At 42.0% G+C, this 21,992-nt stretch carries 18 protein-coding genes and 1 CRISPR repeat array; of the genes, 12 read left to right on the top strand and 6 right to left on the bottom strand.

Translation table 11 applies throughout. The features are described from left to right. The first annotated feature begins 68 nt into the window (after positions 1-68). From VB711_RS22500 to VB711_RS22490, 3 genes are all read left to right on the top strand, one after another. Positions 69-1,745, top strand: coding sequence for a type I-MYXAN CRISPR-associated endonuclease Cas4/Cas1 (locus tag VB711_RS22500; RefSeq protein WP_323288557.1), 1,677 nt, complete (start codon positions 69-71; stop codon positions 1,743-1,745). Positions 1,746-1,754: 9 nt separating this feature from the next. Then, positions 1,755-2,048, top strand: coding sequence for a CRISPR-associated endonuclease Cas2 (gene cas2 / locus VB711_RS22495; protein ID WP_323288555.1), 294 nt, complete (start codon positions 1,755-1,757; stop codon positions 2,046-2,048). Positions 2,049-2,309: 261 nt separating this feature from the next. After that, positions 2,310-3,357: direct repeats of the CRISPR family, unit length 36 nt; unit sequence GTGAACTAACCTATGATGCCGTCAGGCGTTGATCAC. Positions 3,358-3,711: 354 nt separating this feature from the next. Beyond that, the gene (locus VB711_RS22490; protein ID WP_323288554.1) at positions 3,712-5,574 is read left to right on the top strand and encodes a DEAD/DEAH box helicase; all 1,863 of its coding nucleotides are present in this window, start codon (positions 3,712-3,714) and stop codon (positions 5,572-5,574) included. 54 nt (positions 5,575-5,628) lie between these two features. Here the strand turns inward: VB711_RS22490 and VB711_RS22485 are convergent, their stop codons facing one another. Then, positions 5,629-6,243: a type I restriction enzyme HsdR N-terminal domain-containing protein gene (locus tag VB711_RS22485; protein ID WP_323288553.1), complete on the bottom strand. Its 615-nt coding sequence runs from the start codon at positions 6,241-6,243 to the stop codon at positions 5,629-5,631. A gap of 169 nt (positions 6,244-6,412) precedes the next feature. Further along, a complete protein-coding gene (locus VB711_RS22480) occupies positions 6,413-6,559 on the bottom strand; it encodes a hypothetical protein (RefSeq protein WP_323288552.1) in 147 nt (48 codons plus the stop codon). Between the two features lie 338 nt (positions 6,560-6,897). Here VB711_RS22480 and VB711_RS22475 point away from each other — a divergent pair, with 338 nt between their 5' ends. From VB711_RS22475 to VB711_RS22460, 5 genes are all read left to right on the top strand, one after another. After that, a complete protein-coding gene (locus VB711_RS22475) occupies positions 6,898-17,349 on the top strand; it encodes a DUF4114 domain-containing protein (protein WP_323288551.1) in 10,452 nt (3,483 codons plus the stop codon). Positions 17,350-17,629: 280 nt separating this feature from the next. Next, complete coding sequence (locus tag VB711_RS22470) at positions 17,630-17,974, top strand: hypothetical protein (protein ID WP_323288550.1); 345 nt, start codon at positions 17,630-17,632, stop codon at positions 17,972-17,974. A 205-nt stretch (positions 17,975-18,179) separates the two neighbouring features. Then, positions 18,180-18,404: a DUF433 domain-containing protein gene (locus VB711_RS22465; RefSeq protein ID WP_323288549.1), complete on the top strand. Its 225-nt coding sequence runs from the start codon at positions 18,180-18,182 to the stop codon at positions 18,402-18,404. Then, positions 18,401-18,523 carry a DUF5615 family PIN-like protein gene (locus tag VB711_RS26535; protein ID WP_416233606.1) on the top strand — a complete coding sequence of 41 codons (123 nt, stop codon included), beginning with the start codon at positions 18,401-18,403 and terminating at the stop codon, positions 18,521-18,523. The genes VB711_RS22465 and VB711_RS26535 overlap by 4 nt, the downstream gene beginning before the upstream one ends. Before the next feature lie 48 nt (positions 18,524-18,571). Further along, positions 18,572-18,736, top strand: a complete 165-nt coding sequence (locus tag VB711_RS22460) for a hypothetical protein (protein WP_323288548.1) — start codon at positions 18,572-18,574, stop codon at positions 18,734-18,736. 358 nt (positions 18,737-19,094) lie between these two features. Here the strand turns inward: VB711_RS22460 and VB711_RS22455 are convergent, their stop codons facing one another. The 3 genes from VB711_RS22455 to VB711_RS26530 are packed head-to-tail and all read right to left on the bottom strand — an operon-like array spanning position 19,095 to position 20,120. Next, the gene (locus VB711_RS22455) at positions 19,095-19,520 is read right to left on the bottom strand and encodes an HNH endonuclease signature motif containing protein (protein WP_323288547.1); all 426 of its coding nucleotides are present in this window, start codon (positions 19,518-19,520) and stop codon (positions 19,095-19,097) included. Beyond that, entirely contained in the window at positions 19,517-19,915 is a 399-nt protein-coding gene (locus tag VB711_RS22450) for an STAS/SEC14 domain-containing protein (protein WP_323288546.1), read from the bottom strand. The genes VB711_RS22455 and VB711_RS22450 overlap by 4 nt, the downstream gene beginning before the upstream one ends. Then, positions 19,896-20,120 (bottom strand): hypothetical protein, encoded by a 225-nt coding sequence (locus VB711_RS26530; RefSeq protein WP_416233607.1) that lies wholly within the window; start codon positions 20,118-20,120, stop codon positions 19,896-19,898. The genes VB711_RS22450 and VB711_RS26530 overlap by 20 nt, the downstream gene beginning before the upstream one ends. 52 nt (positions 20,121-20,172) lie before the next feature. On the opposite strand from VB711_RS26530, the gene VB711_RS22445 reads away from it, so the two are divergent. From VB711_RS22445 to VB711_RS22430, 4 genes are all read left to right on the top strand, one after another. Then, positions 20,173-20,301 (top strand): hypothetical protein, encoded by a 129-nt coding sequence (locus VB711_RS22445; protein WP_323288545.1) that lies wholly within the window; start codon positions 20,173-20,175, stop codon positions 20,299-20,301. Positions 20,302-20,528: 227 nt separating this feature from the next. Continuing rightward, the gene (locus VB711_RS22440; protein WP_323288544.1) at positions 20,529-20,825 is read left to right on the top strand and encodes a BrnT family toxin; all 297 of its coding nucleotides are present in this window, start codon (positions 20,529-20,531) and stop codon (positions 20,823-20,825) included. Further along, a complete protein-coding gene (locus VB711_RS22435; protein ID WP_323288543.1) occupies positions 20,815-21,099 on the top strand; it encodes a hypothetical protein in 285 nt (94 codons plus the stop codon). The genes VB711_RS22440 and VB711_RS22435 overlap by 11 nt, the downstream gene beginning before the upstream one ends. 311 nt (positions 21,100-21,410) lie before the next feature. After that, entirely contained in the window at positions 21,411-21,629 is a 219-nt protein-coding gene (locus VB711_RS22430) for a hypothetical protein (protein WP_323288542.1), read from the top strand. A gap of 134 nt (positions 21,630-21,763) precedes the next feature. Here the strand turns inward: VB711_RS22430 and VB711_RS22425 are convergent. Continuing rightward, positions 21,764-21,992 (bottom strand): hypothetical protein (locus tag VB711_RS22425; protein WP_323288541.1); only part of this gene is annotated, 229 nt, incomplete at its 5' end.

The following is a 21,992-nucleotide window of genomic DNA, read 5'->3' as shown; positions in this document are numbered from 1 at the left end:
AACGTTTCTGCCTACTTCACTAACTAGATTAGTAGCAAGGTAACACATAGGTAAACAATTGTACTACTATGCAAGCTATCGATCTAGATTTAGAAACTCTGGCAAAACCGATAACTGAAACTCTTCGCGTTTCTGCCCTCCATGCCCTAGCTTACTGTCCGCGTTTGTTTTACTTAGAAGAAGTGGAGGAACTTTACACCCAAGATGCTGCGGTGTTTGCTGGACGCAGACTACACACAGAACTCGAAAAACAAGAAGATGAAGAATGGGAGGAATTATTTCTTGAAAGCGAAGAGTTAGGTTTACGTGGGCGGCTGGATGCCCTTCGTACCCGTGATGGGCAAACTATCCCCTACGAACACAAACGTGGTCGCGCTCACCGAGATGAGAACAAACAACCTCAAGCCTGGGAGAGCGACAAGTTACAAATCTTAGCTTATGCCTGTCTTTTAGAATCAGCTTTGGGAATTAACATTAAAGAAGGTCGGATTCGTTATCATGCTGATAATGTATTGGTTCATGTACCACTAGATGATTCAGGCAGAGAAACGGTTCACCAAGCAATTCAGCAAGCACGGACTCTGAGAAAATCAGCATACAGGCCACCAGTAACAGATAACGAGCGATTATGTACCCGTTGTTCTTTAGCTCCTGTTTGCTTACCAGAAGAAGCTAGACTTGCCCATGATCGAGAATGGCAACCAATTCGCCTATTTCCAGAAGATGATGAACGCTTGGTAATTCATGTTTTAGAACCAGGTACATTAGTGGGGAGAACCGGAGAACAAATAAAAATTGCTCGTCGTGGTCAACCTGTAGAAAACATTCCGGCTCGTCAGATAGGACAGTTGGTATTGCACAGTTTTTCACAGATTTCTACTCAGGCACTACATTTTTGCGCTGACCAAGATATAGGAATACATTTTATTTCTGGTGGCGATCGCTATATTGGTAGTTTTGATAATCGCAATGGCAGTATTCAACGCCGTATTCGTCAATATGCGGCTTTAACTAACTCTGATACCTGTCTGGAATTAGCACGAAAATTGGTGCTTTGTCGCGGTCAAGGTCAACGCAAATTTTTGATGCGAGGGACTAGGGGGAAAGCTGAAGTATCTGAGAAGTTAGAGAAAGCTATTTCTCAAATGAAAGCTGTACTCAAACAAGTTCCCAAAGCACGATCTTTAGAATCTTTGTTGGGACTAGAAGGAAATATTGCTGCTCTATATTTTGGTGCGTTACCTTGCTTAATTTCTCAAGATGTAGATCAGGAACTACATTTTAATGGTAGAAATCGCCGCCCACCTAAAGACAGATTCAATGCTCTTTTGAGCTTTGGTTATGCTTTGGTCCTTAAAGATGTGATGAATGCGATTTTGAGTGTGGGATTAGAACCAGCATTAGGTTTTTATCATCAACCGCGATCGCAAGCTGCTCCTTTAGCCTTGGATTTGTTAGAAATCTTCCGAGTACCTTTGGTTGATATGACTGTAATATCTTCAATTAATCGGGGTCAGTGGAATCCTAAACAAGATTTTGATATCCGAGGACAACAGGTATGGTTAAGTGAACTTGGGCGACGTAAATTTATTGAACTGTATGAGCGTCGTAAAAAAGAGAGTTGGAAGCATCCAGCTACAGGTTATTCTCTCACCTATCGCCGTTTATTTGAATTGGAAGTGCGATTACTAGAAAAAGAATGGAGTGGTGAAGCTGGTTTATTTGGTCATCTAATATTACGGTGATATATAGCAATGGCAGAAAATAAAAATTGTTACCTCATTTGTTACGATATCCGTGATCCAAAACGTTGGCGTAAGGCTTATAAATTACTGGAAGGCTATGGTGAAAGAATCCAATACTCAATTTTTCGGTCTTGGTTGAGTATGCGATCGCGGGAAAAGCTCCGTTGGGAATTAGAACAAATATTAACCGCTGAAGATAGTTTACTCCTGATTCGTCTTTCCAATCAGTGTGTTACCGACATACCAAAATATAATCGTCCCAATGTTTGGTCTTCCCAAGAGGAATCTTACAAAATTTTGTAATGCAAGAATATTTGGTTGTTAATCCTAAACACACAATGATAGAGTTGGAAATTCTTTTTGGGTATACTGTTGAGCATTTTAGAAACAACTGGAGGTGCTTGTATTTATTCTAAAAGCTAGTCATTGCAAACGATTGACGGCAGATAATTCGCATTGAAAATCCAACTTAGGTAACAATTTACTAAACTTGTTGGATTCAATAGCAAGATACTTGTAAGATGCGAACTGAATAGCTTTCTGATATGGGTTTCAGCCACCGCCGTGAACTAACCTATGATGCCGTCAGGCGTTGATCACTGTATAACTGCTATCCTGTTCTTCTTGCGGCACAGGTGTGAACTAACCTATGATGCCGTCAGGCGTTGATCACTAATCCCCGCACCAAGGGCAACCCAGCCTTGCATAGGGTGAACTAACCTATGATGCCGTCAGGCGTTGATCACCTCTCCCGACAATTCGAGTATTGGGCGCACAGCGATAGTGAACTAACCTATGATGCCGTCAGGCGTTGATCACAAACATTAATTTTTAACAACAGTTGAGTGTATTCTGTGAACTAACCTATGATGCCGTCAGGCGTTGATCACTATTCAACCCTGAATATAAAACCAACGCTCCTAGCTGGTGAACTAACCTATGATGCCGTCAGGCGTTGATCACTAAGATATGTGTATAAGCCTTTTAAGTTCATAATTATGGTGAACTAACCTATGATGCCGTCAGGCGTTGATCACAAATTGATGGAGGTTTTTTCAAGATTAAATCTTGTCGGTGAACTAACCTATGATGCCGTCAGGCGTTGATCACACAGTGAAAAAATGTCCAAAGCAATCGTTAAAGGGGTGAACTAACCTATGATGCCGTCAGGCGTTGATCACAGAAGTTACTCAAAACGGGGTCATAAGATGGTGATGTTGTGAACTAACCTATGATGCCGTCAGGCGTTGATCACATGCACCGGGTGAGAAAAAGGCCAAACTGGTAGAGCAGTGAACTAACCTATGATGCCGTCAGGCGTTGATCACACTGATATGGAGTAATTCCGCGCGATCGTCTACTGGTGAACTAAGCTATGATGCCGTCAGGCGTTGATCACTCTGAACTTTACGATTATCTTCAGGCATCTTTGCAAGTGAACTAACCTATGATGCCGTCAGGCGTTGATCACACTGATATGGAGTAATTCCGCGCGATCGTCTACTGGTGAACTAACCTATGATGCCGTCAGGCGTTGATCACAACTGCCCCATGACTTCCTGCTGGTACAGTTCATGTGAAGTAACCCATGATGCCGTAAGGGGTTGATCAGTAAACAAAAAAAACAATATGTAACAAAAAGTAAAATTACTAACATCAGCAATACTTAGAATCAACTAACGCGATCGCTTTGCTGGCCGTAGACATCGCTCATCACTATTCAACAACAATCATAAATCAGAGGTAACACCCATGCCATTAATTCAGCAAATACAGTTTTAGGTGTTGTATTGCATTCTGTTCTTGAAGGAAACGATAATAAAAGCGATACCTACGCTCTCTACGAGACGCTACCGCGTAGCTTGCTTCCTCAAAGAGGTACGCCGCAGGCATCGCCTTCGCAATACTGTAACCAATCGCAATTACCAAAACACCCTCAAATTCCTAGAAAAAACCCTAAGCAGTTATGTCCATACTGATTCCTTCATTTAATAGCTGTTCAATGAGAATGACTCCCGGTGAGAAGAGGTTAGTGCAGCGCATGGAGGAAAAGCTAGATGATAATTATCTGTTATGGTATGACGTACCTATCGGTAAAAAACAATTACACCCAGATATCATAGTTTTACATCCCAGCCGGGGTTTATTTATTCTCGAAGTCAAAGATTGGAAACAGGACACTATTCAAACTGTTAATCCTTCCACATTTACCATAATTGCTGATAATGGAATCAAGGAAGTCAAGCACCCATTACAACAGGCCAGAGATTACACCCTAGCAGTCAACAAAATGCTAGAAAAAGACCCCGCACTGGTGCAGCAAGAAGGAGATTATCAAGGTAAATTAATTATTCCCTATGGTTATGGTGTGGTTCTAACTAACATCACCAGAAACGACTTAAATAATAGCGAACTCACCGCAGTTTTTGAGGAACATTTAATTATATGCAAAGATGAAATGCTACCAAGCACAGATGCCGGGGAATTTCAACAGAGAATTTGGAATTTATCAGCATATCAGTTTGGTAAGACACTCATCAGCCATCAAATAGATAGAATCCGTTGGCATATTTTTCCTGAATTACAGATTAGTAAACAATTATCTTTATTTGATCAAGATAGTAACACCGAAGAATCACCAAAATTGCAAATCCCGGACGTTATCAAGATTATGGACTTGCAACAGGAACAATTAGCCCGCAGTTTAGGTAATGGACATCGGGTAATTCATGGTGTAGCAGGTTCAGGTAAGACAATGATTTTAGGCTATCGTTGTCAACACCTGGCACAATTGGGTAAACCTATTTTGGTGCTGTGCTATAACGTCTCTCTTGCCGCTAAGTTAAGGCAGACAGTTCAGAATCCTAATCAAGTTAGTCGTGTCAAAGTCCGACATTTTCATGGCTGGTGTATGGATTTATTAAAGAAATACAACATCCCTAGACCTGACTCTAGAGAATACCAAGGGGAAGCTTACACAGAGGAACTGGTAAACATAGTAATTGCTGCTGTTGATGCTGGTAAAATACCCGCCGGAATTTACGATGCTGTGATGTTAGATGAAGGTCACGATTTTAAACCAGAGTGGCTTAAATTAATTGTCCAAATGGTCAACCCTGAAACTAATTCTTTACTTGTTTTGTATGACGATGCTCAAAATCTGTATGGTGAAAAACGCGCTAAGAAATTTAGTTTTAAGAGTGTTGGTATCCAAGCACAGGGACGCACCACCATTTTGAAACTCAATTACCGCAATACGGAACAGGTGTTGAGGGTGGCCTACGAATTTGCTAAGGAAGTGATGACACCCACCACCGGGGATGATGACCAAGTGATACTGGTAGAACCTGCTAGTGCAGGCCGCCAGGGAACAATGCCAGATTTAATCAAACTTCCCAGCTTTCAACGTGAGGTAGAATATTTAGCCCAACGAGTACAACAACTACATCAACGTAGTACAGCCTGGAACGATATCGCTATTATTTATCGGTTTAAGTTTATGGGCGATCGCATATTCCAAGACTTCCGACAAATGCAAATTCCTATTGAGTGGGTGAACGAAAACAATGAGAGTCGTAATTATAACCCTGATAAAGAAAGTATAAAACTTATAACGATGCACTCAAGTAAGGGTTTAGAGTTTCCCATAGTGTGTATTCCTGGTGTTGGTTATATGCCCAATGAAAACCAAGAATTAGCAGAAGAGGCGCGGTTAATGTATGTGGCAATGACTAGGGCAATGGAACAATTAATTATTACCTGTCATCGTTCATCAGAATTTACTAATCGTCTAGAAAATGCACTAACAAAGGTTTCAGTTAAAGCATAGCATTGGCGCAGTCTAAGGCATCACCATGCCAAGCTGTTTTATGAAATTCATTATTTACAAATCCTCGAAGGATTTTAGAATTTGAAGCACGCGATAGAGTTCATTACTCGATCGCTTAAAAAGTGAAAAATCATCAGAAAGATCGTATTGTGATCGTTGCAGCTTAACAAACATAAAATGATCGCCGTTGGTGACGAGTGCATAGGTTGGTTTATCACCATTTGGGCTTGCCATCATGTAGGTAAGAGCTTGTGGTACTGCCACTAAAAATGAAAAACTAGAACGCTTTGCTTCAATTAAAACTATCCATAATTTGTTATTCAAAACTAAAGCATCAATTCGTCCGTGATAAGTAACACTACCACTGTAATCGTTAATTTCAACTGACTGCTCACTTCGCAAACTAAAAGGTGATTCCAGAAAACCTGCTAAAAATAGTAATGGTGAAACCATCAACAAATTTACCGTCCCCTCAGACAAAAAGCCTTCAGTAATATGATGTAAATATGACCTTTTGATCCGATCTAGGGTTGTTTTTTCGGTATCTTCTAATTCTTCAAAATCTCTACACCATTCCATGAAGAAGTCTGGATCGTCTGAGCGGCGCAGCCCTAATTTTGTTTCTACATCATGAAGCGATTGAATATTTTCTGTAACTGCAATAGTCATAGCTATTTACTCAAAACAACATCTGAATCACGGATTATACTGATTAGAGGATTTCACGGATTTTAATCATTGGTGGCAAATTAACGTTATGCCGATATGGATTTCACTTTTCTATTACTGTATCAGATCACTTAATCCGCGTAATCTGTGTAATCCGCTTAATCCGTGTTCAAGTATTTACCAACATCCAATCCACCAAATCAAACTTATCAACCTGAAATTTTTGCTCAACATTACCATCTTCCTTGATCGTCTCCAATGCTATAAGATTACCCTTTTTAATTTTTGTTAATAAATCCCGTGCAGCCTTACCCATGATCTCCTTTTATTGCTACTCTCGGCGCATATAGGTCTAGATTGCGTTGTGGATAGTTGCATGGTTTTTCTAATTGTCTGATACTTATGACTAGATGACCTATATTTATCAATTCACTATCTTGTTATTATATCAATGTATAAATTTTAATATAATAGAATTTTACAAAAACTTCTTGCCCTAAAAGCATAATTAATATAGATTTATGACATGAAGTAGTTAATCCTACTTATTAAATAAAGGTTTTTCTTGAGTAAAGAAAAGATTATCTGTGGAGTTTCCCAGGCAAGGGAAAGATTATCTTTTGATTAAAATACTTAGGAATTTAGGTGTACAACATGAACGCATCGAATGTTTTTCATGGCTCTAATTTGCCTTTTGGAGCTTCTCCTCTAGATAGCTTTTCTTCCACCGATTGGACTCAAGAACTGATCGCTACTACCCAGCAATATTTACAATCTTTTTCCATATCTGCTGATTTTGCAGATAAAATACAGTTAGCCTTTGGGGATCAATCTAATTTAGAAATCGCTCATATTTTAATTGATAATTTAGCTAATGGGATAGTAATTCCCAATATTCAAATTATTCCCCAATATCAGCTAAATGCTTATGGAGCATTGGGTAACGATACTATTTATATTTCTGAAGAATTAAATAAATTAGATCACCTCCAACTTGCTGTAAACACATTTTTAGAAGAAACAGGACATTTTATTGATTCACAATTAAATACATTTGATACTCCAGGAGATGAAGGAGCTATTTTTGCTAAACTTGTCCAAAATCAGCCTTTAAGTTCTGATGAATTGATAAAATTAAAAACCGAAAATGATCACGGTACTTTAATATTCAATAACCAAACTATTCCTGTTGAATATGCAGACATAACAACAGATGAAGAGATACAGGAAATTTCAACGTCAGAGGCATTCAGTTTAGAATCCGACACTCTAGAAGACTCAAACAGCAGTAGTAGCGGACAATCTTTAGTCAGTGTAGCAGATAGTGAACCTTTAGTGGAATCAACCCTTGACTTTAGCGAAGACCTCTTGATTGTTTCTGGTGCTTCAGGCCAGAAGGTTGACCTTCAGTTCATCTGGACTCAACGAGAAGCTGCTTTTGATAATGAAATTGGAGTTTATGTGGTTGCTGCGGATGGGAGTGTAAACGGAGTAGCCCCCACTGACACAAGCTATGCAGCATCAGTCTTTGCCAGTTCGCAACGTTCTGTGGTTTTTGCCAGTCCTCCTAGTGGACAGGGACTGGGGACATCTCGCCAACTCACTTTTAGAGGAGGAGATCGTCTGGCATTCTATTTAATTCAAGACAACACCAGTAATGCTTTAGTGGCTTTTAACCCTAATAATATTGTTGTTGACAATAATGGCGACTCCAAAAATGATCTCCCGATCGCCTTTTTTAGTGTGGGGGCTGCTAATCCTGATAGCTTTGACCATGCAGTAATAGACATGGTTAGTGAGGGAATCTTTAAATTCGCTTGGGAAGACTTAATCGGCGGGGGAGATGCTGACTTTAATGATGTTCAGTTTACTGTTGCTGTGACCACTGATGCCCCAAACCCGACAGAACTTCCCCTTCCTGGTGCAGCCATGCTGATCCCAGGACTTCCTGACCAGTCAGTAGGAGTTAACTTAACAGAGGTGATAGAGAATGCTGGGTTTCAAAGCGAGGTGGGTTTATTTTTAGTTGATGATGCTATCGGAAGGATTGGGGATCTTGAACCTGGAGATGAGGGATATGCGGTAGCGGCCTTGGCTTCTGAACGACGGCTAATGAGTTGGAGGGAAGAACCAACGCCAGAAGCTTCTTTCTCTGTACCAGGAAATAGCTACATTGGCAGTTATCTCATTCAAGATAGCACCAGTGCAGAGTTCTTAGCAGCAAGGGCTGGTGATAACCCTCCTCTGGCTTTCTTCTCTTTAGTGGCTGCTAACTCTGATAAGTATGACCATTTCCGCAGTTATCCGATCGCAGAGAATGCCTATGAATTGGCTTGGGAAGATTTGACAGGTGGGGGCGATCGCGATTTTGATGATGTGGTTCTCCAAATTGCTTTTGATGTCCCTGCACAGGATATTCCCTCAATCTTCGTCAATGATGTCACCGTAGTTGAAGGAAATGAAGGGACAACGGATGCTGAAGTGGTGGTCAGTTTATCCAATCCCAGTAGTCAGACGGTAACAGTTGACTTCACCACGGCAGACGAGACAGCCACGGCGGGAGAAGACTATGAAGGGGTGAATGGGACAGTAAGTTTTGCTCCTGGGGAAACGCAGCAGTTGATTACAATTCCAATTTTAGGCGATACCACCGATGAACCCAATAAGACAGTTTTGGTGAATTTGAGTAATGCCGTGAATGGCGCGATCGCTCTCTCTTCTGCCACCGTTACGATTGAAGATGATGATGATCCTCAACCTCCAAGTATCAGTGCTGTTCTCGCCAATGATACAGGAGTGAGCGATCGCGATAACTTAACCCTTGACCCCACCATTAGCGGACAAACCACCAATGCGACGACCCTCCGCGCTAGTCTCAATGGGGGTGAATTGGTGGATATCAGTGACACCCTAACGGAAGCAGGGGACTTCACCCTGGGATTAGAGGAGTACAGTCTTTTAACGGATACGTTACCCGATGGGGACTATACCATTGCTTTCCAAGCCGAGAATAGTGGGGGAACCGAATCAACCCAAGTCAGCTTCACTTTAGACCGCACTGCCCCTTCTGTCCCCTTTAGCCTCGCACCAGAAAGTGATACCGGAGAACAGGGAGATAATACCACCACTGAATACCAAGTTAATTTAGTTGGTCAAACTGAACCAGGGTTAGAGGTTGCCTTAGTGAACGACCAACAGGTTGTCACCGCCGATGAGAATGGTAACTTTGTTGTTTCCAATGTCGCCATGCCCAGTGTTGGGACAGCCCCCTATACAGTGTTAGCGAGGGATGCGGCGGGGAATCAGGGACGGGAGGAAAACCGCCTAACCAGAGAAGGACTCAACAGCGCACCCACGATTACTAGCGCCCCAGAGACAACCTTGGATACTACAGTTACAGATACTTATACCTATCAGGTGGTGGCGACAGACCCTGATAATGATGTCCTCAGCTACAGCTTACTGGATGCGCCATTTACAGCCGAGATTGGGGACGACGGTTTACTCAGTTTTGCCCCTGGGGGAGTGTTACAACCAAGTTATGACTTCACGGTAGAAGTAAGTGATGGTCGGGGCGGGACGGATACTCAAACCTTTACGGTAGAAGTCCCCACCATTGTTAATGCTCAAGGGGTTATACGCGGGACTAAATGGGAGGATCTTAACAGGAATGGTTCTAGAGATATAGAAACTTTTGACAATTTTGATGACATTGGTAATCTAAGAATTGCTGGTAATGCAAGCATTGTCGAATCAGATTTAGTCAATGGAGAAAGTGTTTTAAGATTGACGACGGAAGAGGAATGGCAAGCTGGAAATGCTTTATTACAAACTCCCTTTGATCTTGTTGATGATGAAGGAAATATATTGTCTTTCTCGACTCGTTTCCAGTTTTCAATATCCAGTCCTACAGCAGGACTCAGTGATGAAGATGGTTTTGGTGCAGATGGTATTGCCTTTATTATTTCCCCCGTTGATAATGTAGGAGAAGCTGGAGGCGGAATTGGTTATGGTGGTCTGGATAATAGTGTTGCTGTTGAAATAGATACTTACAACAATGTAAACGAGGGTACTTGGGATTCCAACAATGGGAATCATATCGCAATCAACCTTGACGGTAATCTAACTCCTATCGAACAAACTAATATTCCGACTGAAGTTGACACAAACCGATTCAATAATGGGGAAATTTGGAATGTTTGGATTGATTATGATGGAACTTCCCAAACTTTAGAAGCTAGAGTATCACAGACTAATAGCCGTCCAGAGCAACCTAATGTATCAGCTAATGTTAATATCCCCGAAGTTCTTGAGACAGAAGAGTTTTTTGTCGGTTTTACCTCAGCGACAGGACTAGGATGGGGCAACCACGATATTCTATCTTGGACGTTTGGCATTAATGAACCAGGAATCTCAGGGGTTCAAGTTTATTTAGATGCGAACAACAACGGCATCCTTGACCCAGGTGAACCCATGCAAATCACTGTGGAGGATGACCCGAATACCCCTGATATTAATGAGACAGGGCAATATGAGTTTACCAATCTGTTACCTGGAACTTACATTGTCCGTGAAGTTGTTCCCGCAGGGTTTGAACAAACAGCACCCAGTCCAACAACCACAGATGTAGGAAATGGGGTTGCTGATGTTGTTTTAGAATTTGTTTCTGGTGGAAATGCGCCCTCGCCTTTAGTCGAGCCTTATGGTTCAACTGGAGGGATTCCACCTACTTCACCGTTTAATAATAACGGACAATATACCGTTGAACCTGTTGAGCCGACGGTTGTTCTAGGTCCCCCTCCCCCAAGTCCCGTTGTTAGCAGTAATCCTGAAGTGGATTGGTTAGCCCTACCCGAAGGGTCTTATGTCACCGTTGGCTTTACCGATGAAAGAGTGATTGATGGACCTGGAGACGATATTTTCATTCGCAGTTTTGGACTAGAAGATTCCGCTAATGAATTGGCTGATGTCTATGTGAGTGCCAATGGCGTAGATTTTGAATTTTTGGGAACGGTGAACGAAATGGGGCTGGTTTCCCTTGACTTAGCCACAATTGGATTTACCGAACCTGTTACGGCTGTGCGGGTGGTTGGTCTAGATAATCGAGGTTCATCCCCTGGGTTTGATTTAATCGGGGTTGAAGTTTTACCGGATAGTATTCAGAGTGCTGGTTTCCATAACGTTGAACTTGGTGAAGGAGAGGTTGTTGAAAATATTAACTTTGGTAATGCTGAGATTCCAGTCAGTACAGGCATTATACGCGGGACTAAATGGGAAGATATTAACGGTGACGGGATCAGAAACATCGACAGAGTTGAATTAGTTAATAATTCTACACAAGCGTACTATAACGATAATCTTGGCAACCTTTATCCTGGAGATCCGGAAGACCCCCTAGCTCAATTCTTTTTCGCTCCAAATGGTACTGATACTCAAAATTTCTTTGATGGACAGTACACCGAAGCTCCCGATTTAAGTGAAATCAGTCAGTTAGAAAATTGGCTGGTTGCTCCCGAACAAGCTCTACAAAATGTTTTTTGGAGCGAGTTGCAGACTATTCCCCTGTCTTGGAATATTAACGATGAAAACGCGATCATTTACGAAGTTGATGGTGGAACGACAGGGATTAGTGATGTTGTTGGCAGTTTTGGTGTAGATAACGGTTTATTTATTTGGGTCAACGGCGAATATAAATTTGGAGCGAATGGTCCTGGTGTTGTTGAGCCTGGGGAATATCAAGTCAATTTAGGTGATTTAAACCCAGGTCGAAATTATATTCAAGTGCTTCGTCAAGATTATGGGGGAGTAGATGGCTACGATGTTCAGATTACTGGTATAAGAAATTTTGAACCAGGACTAGCAGGCGTTAGCGTTTATCTCGATACTAATAACAATGCCATCCTTGACCCTGGTGAGCCTGTCCAAGTCACTGCTGAAGATGATCCAAGCACTCCCGATATTGATGAAACTGGACAATATGAATTTACAGATTTGCCTGCAGGAACTTATACCGTCCGTGAAGTTGTTCCTGAAGGCTTTGAACAGACATTTCCACAAGGGGGACAGCAGGAAGTAACCATTAATTTTGACAACTTAAGTTCTGGAACTCAACCTAGTAATGCCTTACAAGATGTTGGCGTATTGCTCTACAGTGTTGAGGCGAGTGGTACAGTTGCCGTATCAGAAAATATTACTTTTGAAAACGTTGAAAATAGTTTTCAACTTCTGGATTACTCGCAGTTTTCTTCGCCACCCAACGGAGTTATATCTTTGCTTGAGCCTCTAGGTGATGTACTAATTGAGTTTACTAATCCTGTTAATGAAGTCAGCTTGGTAAGTGATTTAACCATTGGCGATCCAGGAGGAGTTGATATTGTTCGATTAATTGCCTTGGAAAAAGTTGGTGAAAATGAGTTTGAAGTTTTAGCAATTGACGAAATTTTTGACGACGAGACAACATTACCAGAAGCAACTCTTTCTCTGAATTTAGGGAATGAATCCTTTTCTTATGCTCTATTTGAAGTAACAACGGAACTCGAAGGTTTTGACGATCTCAGCTTTATTCGTACTCTGCCGAATTACCATGTAGTCGAACTAGGAATCGGAGAAATTGTTGAAAATCGTGATTTTGGTAACATCCAAGTAGGAACGGGTAATCTTTCACCGCGCATTATTTCCACTCCTTTTACCAGAGCCGTTCCTGGTGTTTCTTACGGCTACGAAGTCAGGGCAACGGATGGGGATGGCGACCCCTTACTCTACAGCCTCCTAACCGCACCGGAGGGAATGACCATTGATGAAAATGGCGTGATTGCCTGGGAAACAGGGGCGATTGGAACTTACTCTGTAGAGATTCAAGTGGATGACGGTCAAGGGGGAGTTGTTACCCAAAGCTATGAAATTAATGTGGTAGAAGCAGGGGCGGGTTCTCAAGTACCACAAGTAAATCTTGGCTTTAGTAGTTCGGTGCTGGATTTGGGTGACACCTTGAATTTGCAAATACAAGGTTTTGATGATGTGGGATTAGCGGATTTAGACCTAGCCTTTGGTGGAAACTCCCTCCTTTTGAATCCTGATTCTGTTGGTAACGGTTTGATTAATACGGCTTCTGTTACCCCAGATGCGCCTGGATTATACAAGGTGGTGGCAACGGCAGTGGATACTGATGGGAATGTGGTCACGAAAACCCAGGATATTCGGGTTGTTGACCCCTCAGATACAGAAGCCCCGTTTGTGGAAATTAACCTAACGGAGTTTGAAGCCAATGGCTCAGTGATTAGAAGCCTCACTGACTTGGTGGGGACAGTCACCGATGAGAACTTAGAGTTCTATCGCGTCGAAATTGCCCCGGTTAGCCTCCTTGACCTGAATAATTTTGGCCAGCCAGACCCAGACTATATCCTGATTGCAGAAGGGAACAGCAATGTAACCAATAGCACCTTAGCGCAAATTGATCCTCTCCAGTTCAATAACGACAGTTATTTTATTCGGGTTTATGCCCAGGATTTTAGCGGGAATGGCAATGTTCAAGGCATCGTTTTGGGCATTGATACGGCCACGAAGCCAGGGGAATTTAGCATTGATTTTGTGGATTTATCCCTTCCCTTGACGGGAATCCCCATTGAAATCACCCGTAGCTACAGTAGTTTGGATGCCAATATTCCAGGAGATTTTGGCTATGGCTGGACTCTAGGTTTACAGGAGGGGAATATTGTCGAATCTTCCCCCACTGGAATTGACCTCTCCCAAGATGACTTCTTTGGCGGCAACAGCTTTACGGTGGGAACGAGAGTTACCCTGAATACCCCCGATGGTCGTCGTGTCGGCTTTACCTTTGACCCTGTTCCCCAAGGCAGTTTACTGGGAACAGCCTGGAAACCCCGCTTTACCCCTGACCCTGGGGTGTTTGATACCCTTGAGGTTGAGGATAGTTCTCTCTCCCTGCGTTCCGATGGGACTTATGGGTTATTCCTGTTTGGATTCTCCTATAATCCGAGTGAGTACAAGCTGACCACTCGTGATCGCACAGTTTATAACTATAGTCAGAATGAAGGCTTACAAAATGTCATAGATCGCAATGGGAATAGCCTCATCTTTAGCGAGGAAGGAATTATCAGTTCAACGGGGGCAGAAATTGACTTTATCCGCGATGGTGCAGGACGGATTATTGAAATCATTGACCCGGAAGGCAATTCCCTGAAGTATGGCTACAATGCCAATGGTGACTTAGTTTCGGTTACAGACCGTCAAGAGAATACCACCACCCTGAAATATGAAGCCCCCCGTCCTCACTACCTGACGGAAATCATTGACCCCTTGGGCAGAAGTGGGACACGCACCGAATACGGCGAAAATGGACAAATTAGCCGGATTATTGATGCAGATGGGAATGCCATTGAGCTTAATTTTGACAATGCAGCGTCATCTCAAACCCTCACTGACCCATTCGGAAATGAACTGACCTTAATTTATGATGAACGGGGGAATGTCCTTCAGCAAATTGACCCCTTGGGAGGTGTCACCACCCGCACCTACGATGAGGATAACAATATTCTCACGGAAACTGACCCAGAAGAAAATACTACTACCTTTACCTACGATGAAAATGGGAATGTTCTCACCCAAACTGACCCTCTGGGGAATACTACAACTTTTGTCTATAACGAGTTTAGTCAAGTTCTCACGGAAACCAACCCGTTAGGATTTGTCACGACTAATGAATACGATGATGACGGGAATCTAATCCAAACCACTGACGCAGAAGGAAATGTTACCACCTACGTTTATGATGAGGTGGGTAATCTGCAACAGGCAACGGATGAAGCAGGTAATGTTACAGCCTTTGCCTATAATCTCTTTGGCTTAATTACTCAGATTACTGACCCTGAAGAGGGTGTGACAGCTTTAAATTATGACAATAATGGCAATATTACCAGCGTTACAACTCCAAGAGGGTTTACTACTACGTTTGGCTATAACAACGAAAACCTACTCACAACCCTTACTGACGCACTAGGTAACGTTAACACCATTGAATATGATGCAGCAGGTCAGCGTACAGCTACGGTGGATGCGCTAGGAAGACGGACTGAGTTTACTTATAATAATCGCGGTTTATTAGAAACAACCACCTATCCTGATGGTACAGTTGAAACCCTAGTCTATGATGCCTTAGACCGCCAGATTGCGACCATCGACCGCAATGGAAACCGAACAGAGTTTCAATATGACCCCTTAAACCGTTTGATTGGGGTAGTGGATGCCTTAAATAATCAAACTACCTACGAACGGGATTTAAACGGCAATCTGATTCGACAAACCGATGCCAATGGACGCAATACCCGCTTCACCTATGATGAACTTAACCGCATTGCCACAACCACTTTACCTCTAGGTCAAACTTCCACCAATACCTACGATGCGCTTGGTAACTTAGTTCAAGTTAATGACTTTAATGGGAATGTCCTCAACTATGACTATGACGGTTTACAACAACTCACCGAAGTCAGTTTGGCAGATGGGACAGCCTTAGAAACCTTTACCTATACGCCTACTGGACTGGTCGCCACCACTGAAGATGAACGGGGATTAACTCAGTTTACCTACGATGGACTTGACCAACTCACTAGCCGTATTGACCCTGATGGAGCAGAGATCGTTTATCTCTATGATGCCGATGGCAATGTGGCAGCGTTGACAACTCCGGCGGGGACAGTCTCTTATAACTATGATGGGGTGGGGAATCTCGATACCGTTACTGACCGAGAGGGGTTAGTGACTGACTATGATTATGATGCAGTGGGGAATCTGATTCAGACGACTTTCCCCAATGGCGTAATTGAAACCCACCAGTATGATGTCCTTGACCGCATTCAACAACTCACCACCACTGATAATAGTAACAATATCCTCACCAGCTACACTTACACCTTTGATAATGTCGGAAATCGCCTCAGTGAAACCGATAACACGGGACGAGTGACCAACTACACTTATGATGACTTGTATCGCGTCACAGAAGTTGAGGTAACGGACTCCACATTGGGAGATGAAACCACCACCTACACATACAATGCGGTGGGGAATATCCAAACCAAGATCGACAGCAGTGGCACAACCACCTACACTTATGATGAAAATGACCGTTTGCTACAGGAAGAAAGCAATGGTCAGGTCATCACCTACACCTACGATGAGGCAGGAAATCGGATTGATAAGCGGGTTAATGGCATTATCGTTGAGGTCTATAACTGGAATATTCAGGGTGAACTAGCAGGGGCGACGATTACGGAAGGGGAGACAACGACTAATGTGGTGTATCAATACAACACCAATGGTATCCGCGTCAGTCAAACCGTTGATGGGGATGAAACCCGCTTCTTGATTGATACGACGCAACAGGAATTTGCCCAAGTGATTGAAGAATACAGTCCTGGTGGGATTATTCAGGTGGTTTATACGCACGGGAATGACCTGATTAGCCAAACCAGGGATACGGAAAAAGGCTTCTATCACGCTGATTCTTTGGGTAGTGTGCGGTTGTTGACGGATATTGCCGGAAATGTGGCGAATGCTTATCTCTATGACCCCTACGGAAGTGTAATTAATCAGTTGGAGGTACAGGAAAATGCCTATAAGTTTACAGGGGAACAGTTTGATAGTGAGTTAGAAAATTACTATCTCCGAGCGCGATATTATAATCCAGCAACGGGACGGTTTGTGTCGAGAGATCCCTTTGCAGGATTTTTGGAAAGACCGTTAAGTTTGAATGATTATCTTTATGGTGAAGGGAATCCGATAAATGCGATCGATCCGAGTGGTGAGGTTGCTTTGATAGAATACGTCGCTCCCCTTGTAGGACTTCTTGGAGACACGCCAGGATTCGTTGCAGATTTTGCTGATACTCTCCGTAATTGTTTTACAGATCCTACTAAACCAACTGATAGGGATTATGCTATAGCAGCATTTAGTGTATTTAGTACGGCCGCATTAGCTTATTTGACATCTGCTCCATTTTTGCTTGTTTCCGTTATAAGTTTACCTATATTTGCTATATTTGCTAAAGTTTATTGCTCAATTGTCATACCTAATCTTCAACTCAAATGACGTGATCGCACCCACCTAGAATGCGTTTTCTAATCCTACTTTTGTCAAACCAACATTGGATAATTGGGAACGCACCAGGAAACCAAATAACTCCGATCCTCCTAGCTTAGATGAACTCAGGAAATGGGTCTTAATCGCAGGTTACACCTACGTGATGAGAGAGGATGGGAAGGCAGTAGCTTACCGTAGGTATCACTAGGGGCAGGGACGCGAAGCACGTCTAATGATTGCGTCATTATTGAGCATAACTCCTTCGATAATATTCGCAGTAACCCCTAGCTTGAACAAAAACCATTCATTACAGACTAAAATTATTGAGTGGGTAATTCGCACTGCTCTCAAGCATTTACAGGAGAATGAAGCGATGAATATTCATCTAGATCCAGAACTAGAAAGTTTAATTCAATCCCAATTAAATACCCATCAATATCAAAGTCCTGAACAGGTACTAGAAGCAGCCTTGAAATTGTTGATTGCATCACAGCAACAAAAAGCCCAAGCCTCTCAAAGTCCTTGGGATATATTAGAAGAGTTAGCTGGAACAATTGAAGCCCCTGATGATTGGTCAGCCGAACGCGATCGCTACTTATACGGTACTCCGAAGCGAAACAGTAACCATGAGTAACGAGCGGTTATTTTTAGATACGGCGTTTATTCAAGCCGTTCTCAACAGCCGTGACCAGTAATGTATTTTTCTTAGCCTTTATAGGTTAGGTTGAAAACGGAAACTCAACATTAACCCCTATTATTTCAACCCTGTTATGTGTTCGGTTTCAGAATGATTTTGGGGAATAAGATATAATCAAAAAACTAAAAAGAATAAAGCCATTATGAGTTACCACAATATTATTACCATTGAACCTGGAAAGCGAAGTGGAAAACCCTGTATTCGGGGAATGCGTATAACAGTGTACGACATTCTCGAATATTTAGCCGGAGGAATGACAGAAGCAGAAATTCTGGAAGATTTTTCAGAATTAACCTCTGAGGATATTAAGGCTTGTTTAGCTTTTGCTGCTGATCGAGAGAAAAAATTATTTGTCGTATCTCTATGAAACTGCTATTAAATGAAAATTTGTCAGATCGAATGATTAACAAAATCATTGATTTATATCCCGATTCTCAGCACGTCAAGACTTATAGTGAAACAGAAAGTGTTTTGATATTAAACTGAGTGCGATCGCGCTAGTATTCAAGAAATTAAGAAAAGTTGGAGTTTGCCATGAGTGAGTCATATCCCTACCCCAATGAAGAAGTGAAAAAGCACTGTCTGGGAAAGTTAAGAGAAACCAACACCTCAGCTAGAATTATACAACTTGTTTTTAGAAGACGCGATAACCAATTTAAGCCGGAGCGCGATCGCGCCCACCCAGAACGCGCTTCCTAATCCTACTTTTGTCACACCAACACTGGATAATTGGGAACGCACCAGGAAACCAAATAACTCCGATCCTCCTACCTTAGATGAACTCAGGAAATAGGTCTTAACCGCAGGTTACACCTACGTTTTTTGAAGAGAGGGAGGTGCGATGGCTTACAGTAGGCTTCGCGATCTCGTAGGTTGGGTTAGGGAACAAAAATCGACATAATACTTTATAATTAATTAGGTCGATTAGGAATCATTTTGGGATTAGGCGGAGTGTGATTTCCGAAAGCAGTCTTGAGTGGTAATGTAACCAGAGCAACGATTGTCATTAACCCCAGCATTTTTGTTTTCATGGCAGCTATTATCTTGAAATACTTAACTATGAAGATACCGGATGTTCTCCCATTGCGTATAGAACTTGGCGCAAATTCACCAACCCTTGTCGATTTAAGCGTAGCTCAGAGACGGTTGCTCGTCCAGTTGGTGTTACGCCGATGACTAACGTATAGTCCTCATTCCAAGCAAAATGCTCTTGCCACTTTTGCTTCCTGGGGTCATATAGGGACACCAGTTGTCCGTTAACGGGGTCTTTTCCTTCGGTCTTGTTGTATTTATGATTATTGCAGCCTTGACAAGCCAGAGCAAGATTCTCCAAACAAGTTCCTCCGCCTTTACTTATAGGATGGATATGTTCAATCGAAAAACTCTGCGTTGCAAATTTCTCTTGACTTTGGCAATATTCACAGCAGTTCTTGGCTCTGAGTTTTACCGCCTCTCGCAGCGCAGTGGAAATCGGTTCACTCATAGAGAATTCGGCTGAATCCCAAGTTGTTCAACCAAAGCACTCAAAGAAGTCTGTCGGAGTTGGGCTAACTGCGCTAGGTCTTGCAATCTCTGGGCTTGCTGGGCTTCAGCAACCTCGGTCAATTCCAAAAGTTCCCGATATTCTGATTCTGTTAAGGTTTCTGCCTCTCGTTGCTCAATCAAATACTGGTAGCGTTGTTGAGTTGCTGGGGGTAGCCCTTGGTTGATTTTCAGGAGTAATTGGGTTTCATCCTGACTCAAGGAAGGATAAGTCTGCTGTGCTTTTAGGGCGATGACCTCCTGAGCAAATTGCTCTAACTCAGTAGGGCTGAGTTGTTGCGCTGCTTGTAATAAGTTTTCCTTCGAGAGTTGAGCGTCAATTTTTACCGTCGGCATCTTTATTCCTCAGTGATACCTTGTTTCTATTATATAACTTGATTAATTGCGTTAGTAATGTAGGGACAAGTTTCATTTCTTCATAGAGATTGGGGTTAATGCGGTTGTATCTGACCTTACTATTTTTGCCCACAATCTTGACTCGATACCCCCCATCGTGAGCGGGAGAGACATCATCCCAGTGAAGATTGATTGCCTCATGCACCCGCAGACCTAAGAGATAGGCGGTTTTGAGGAGGACGCGATCGCGCAAATTGATGCTGAGTTACGCCAACAAAGACGAACAAGATGATTACCAAGCCTGGTACAATCATCGAACCCCTGGGATTAGTCCTCTTAGGTTAGTTGAGGTAGAGGGGAAGGGCGATCGCAGTAGCTTACCGTAGGTATCACTAGGGGCAGGGACGCGAAGCACGTCTAATGATTGCGTCATTATTGAGCATAACTCCTTAATCTTCCTGATTATTTTCCCTTGGTATGTGTTGGTTGCACTACTAATCCATGAAACCCTTACCTAGCCTAGAGTATGAAATTTTGAATTATAAAAGCGTGAATTTTGAATTTGTATAATATATTGACAATGTAAATACAAAATGCCTTATAATATAAAGCTATGGATCACAAATTTATTGTTAATGGCATTACTTTCATCTGGAATGAGGAGAAGGCAAGACAAAACCCAATTAAGCATAAGGGTGTGACCTTTGAAAGAGCAGTGGAAGCCTTTTTTGATCCATTTTTAGTGGTAGTAGATGCCAGTCGTAATTATGAAGCTAGAGATGCCATTATTGGGATGGATAAACGTAGCTATCTTTTATTTGTGGTTCATCTTCAACAAGAGAATGACATGATAAGAATTATTTCCGCCCGTAAAGCGACCCGTCAAGAACGTAATTACTATGAAAATTGAAACTTTAAAACAAAGATTAAAAAAAGATCGTCCAATGAAAACGATTACCCTTCGCATTCCTGAAGACGTAGTTGAAGACTTAAAAAGAATAGCACCTGTATTGGGTTTTTCTGGTTATCAGCCTTTAATGAGAACTTATATTGGGCAAGGTTTACGAGAAGATTTAGAAAAAGTGGAGAATAACCCGTTCTGGGAATTAATAGAAAGTCTTAAACGTCATGGTGTAGAAGAAGATATTATTAACCATGCTCTTGATGAAATTGCTCATCATTAATTGTCTACATACCAAGAGTTTTAGCCCTAAAATTACTACAAACATCTGGTGAAAATTAAATACGCTTTATCTACAACCCTCGTAGAGACGTGACCTGGAACGTCTCTACAATCTTTACCGGAGATGTCTTACTTTTACACGACTACCGATCAAGTTTATTGATGAAATTATCTCGTAACACTTTTTTCTACCGATTCAGAGAGGAGGGGAAGGGCGATCGCGGTAGCTTACCGTAAGAATTGATTATTAGGATATGGGAGAGCGATCGCGCCTCGCTACAATAAACTTATTCTCTAACTTCAAAAGATACCATGTCACAAACAATTCAGTTTCATCAGATTTTAGAAATGATTAACGATCTTTCCCTTGATGAACAAGATGACTTAATCAATATCATTCGACATAGACAAATAGAAAAAAGACGAGAAGAAATTGCCCAGAATATTCATCAAGCCCGTAAAGACTATCAAGAAGGGAAAGTATTTCGGGGAAATATTGATGATATCATTGCAGAATTAAATAATGACTAAATTAACTCTAAGCCCATCCTTTAGATGAGCTTTTAAATCCGTTATTAAAAAAAGACCTGACTTTATTTTTATAAATGGCGTGACTACCTTTCTGGGAGGGGAAACCCATCTAAATTGTATATTTAAAAGTTACGCTATACTTCCTCCAAATAACTTATCACTGCCTCCAATTCTGCCATTGCCTGATTAAACCGATTCAACATTGTTTCTGCTATTTCTGATTCACTATTAACACTTTGTAATTTTTCTCTCACTACATGATCAAGTGCTTCTATCCACAGTGATAAATTGGTATTTCGTACTGCTGTTAATAACCCCATATTGGTAAGCACAGACAAATGAAAACCTAGATTATCTTGTCCA

The sequence above is a fragment of the Cronbergia sp. UHCC 0137 genome, assembly GCF_034932285.1.
Lineage (GTDB): Bacteria > Cyanobacteriota > Cyanobacteriia > Cyanobacteriales > Nostocaceae > Cronbergia.
This window is presented reverse-complemented; position numbering and strand designations above follow the sequence as displayed.

Excerpts from the sequence above, each read along its gene's own strand:
- VB711_RS22500 (WP_323288557.1), top strand. The coding sequence starts at position 69 with ATGCAAGCTATCGATCTAGATTTAGAAACTCTGGCAAAACCGATAACT.
- cas2 (WP_323288555.1), top strand. The coding sequence starts at position 1,755 with ATGGCAGAAAATAAAAATTGTTACCTCATTTGTTACGATATCCGTGAT.
- VB711_RS22490 (WP_323288554.1), top strand. The coding sequence starts at position 3,712 with ATGTCCATACTGATTCCTTCATTTAATAGCTGTTCAATGAGAATGACT.
- VB711_RS22485 (WP_323288553.1), bottom strand. The coding sequence starts at position 6,243 with ATGACTATTGCAGTTACAGAAAATATTCAATCGCTTCATGATGTAGAA.
- VB711_RS22480 (WP_323288552.1), bottom strand. The coding sequence starts at position 6,559 with ATGGGTAAGGCTGCACGGGATTTATTAACAAAAATTAAAAAGGGTAAT.
- VB711_RS22475 (WP_323288551.1), top strand. The coding sequence starts at position 6,898 with ATGAACGCATCGAATGTTTTTCATGGCTCTAATTTGCCTTTTGGAGCT.
- VB711_RS22465 (WP_323288549.1), top strand. The coding sequence starts at position 18,180 with ATGAGTTACCACAATATTATTACCATTGAACCTGGAAAGCGAAGTGGA.
- VB711_RS26535 (WP_416233606.1), top strand. The coding sequence starts at position 18,401 with ATGAAACTGCTATTAAATGAAAATTTGTCAGATCGAATGATTAACAAA.
- VB711_RS22460 (WP_323288548.1), top strand. The coding sequence starts at position 18,572 with ATGAGTGAGTCATATCCCTACCCCAATGAAGAAGTGAAAAAGCACTGT.
- VB711_RS22455 (WP_323288547.1), bottom strand. The coding sequence starts at position 19,520 with ATGAGTGAACCGATTTCCACTGCGCTGCGAGAGGCGGTAAAACTCAGA.
- VB711_RS22450 (WP_323288546.1), bottom strand. The coding sequence starts at position 19,915 with ATGCCGACGGTAAAAATTGACGCTCAACTCTCGAAGGAAAACTTATTA.
- VB711_RS22445 (WP_323288545.1), top strand. The coding sequence starts at position 20,173 with ATGCTGAGTTACGCCAACAAAGACGAACAAGATGATTACCAAGCCTGG.
- VB711_RS22440 (WP_323288544.1), top strand. The coding sequence starts at position 20,529 with ATGGATCACAAATTTATTGTTAATGGCATTACTTTCATCTGGAATGAG.
- VB711_RS22435 (WP_323288543.1), top strand. The coding sequence starts at position 20,815 with ATGAAAATTGAAACTTTAAAACAAAGATTAAAAAAAGATCGTCCAATG.
- VB711_RS22430 (WP_323288542.1), top strand. The coding sequence starts at position 21,411 with ATGTCACAAACAATTCAGTTTCATCAGATTTTAGAAATGATTAACGAT.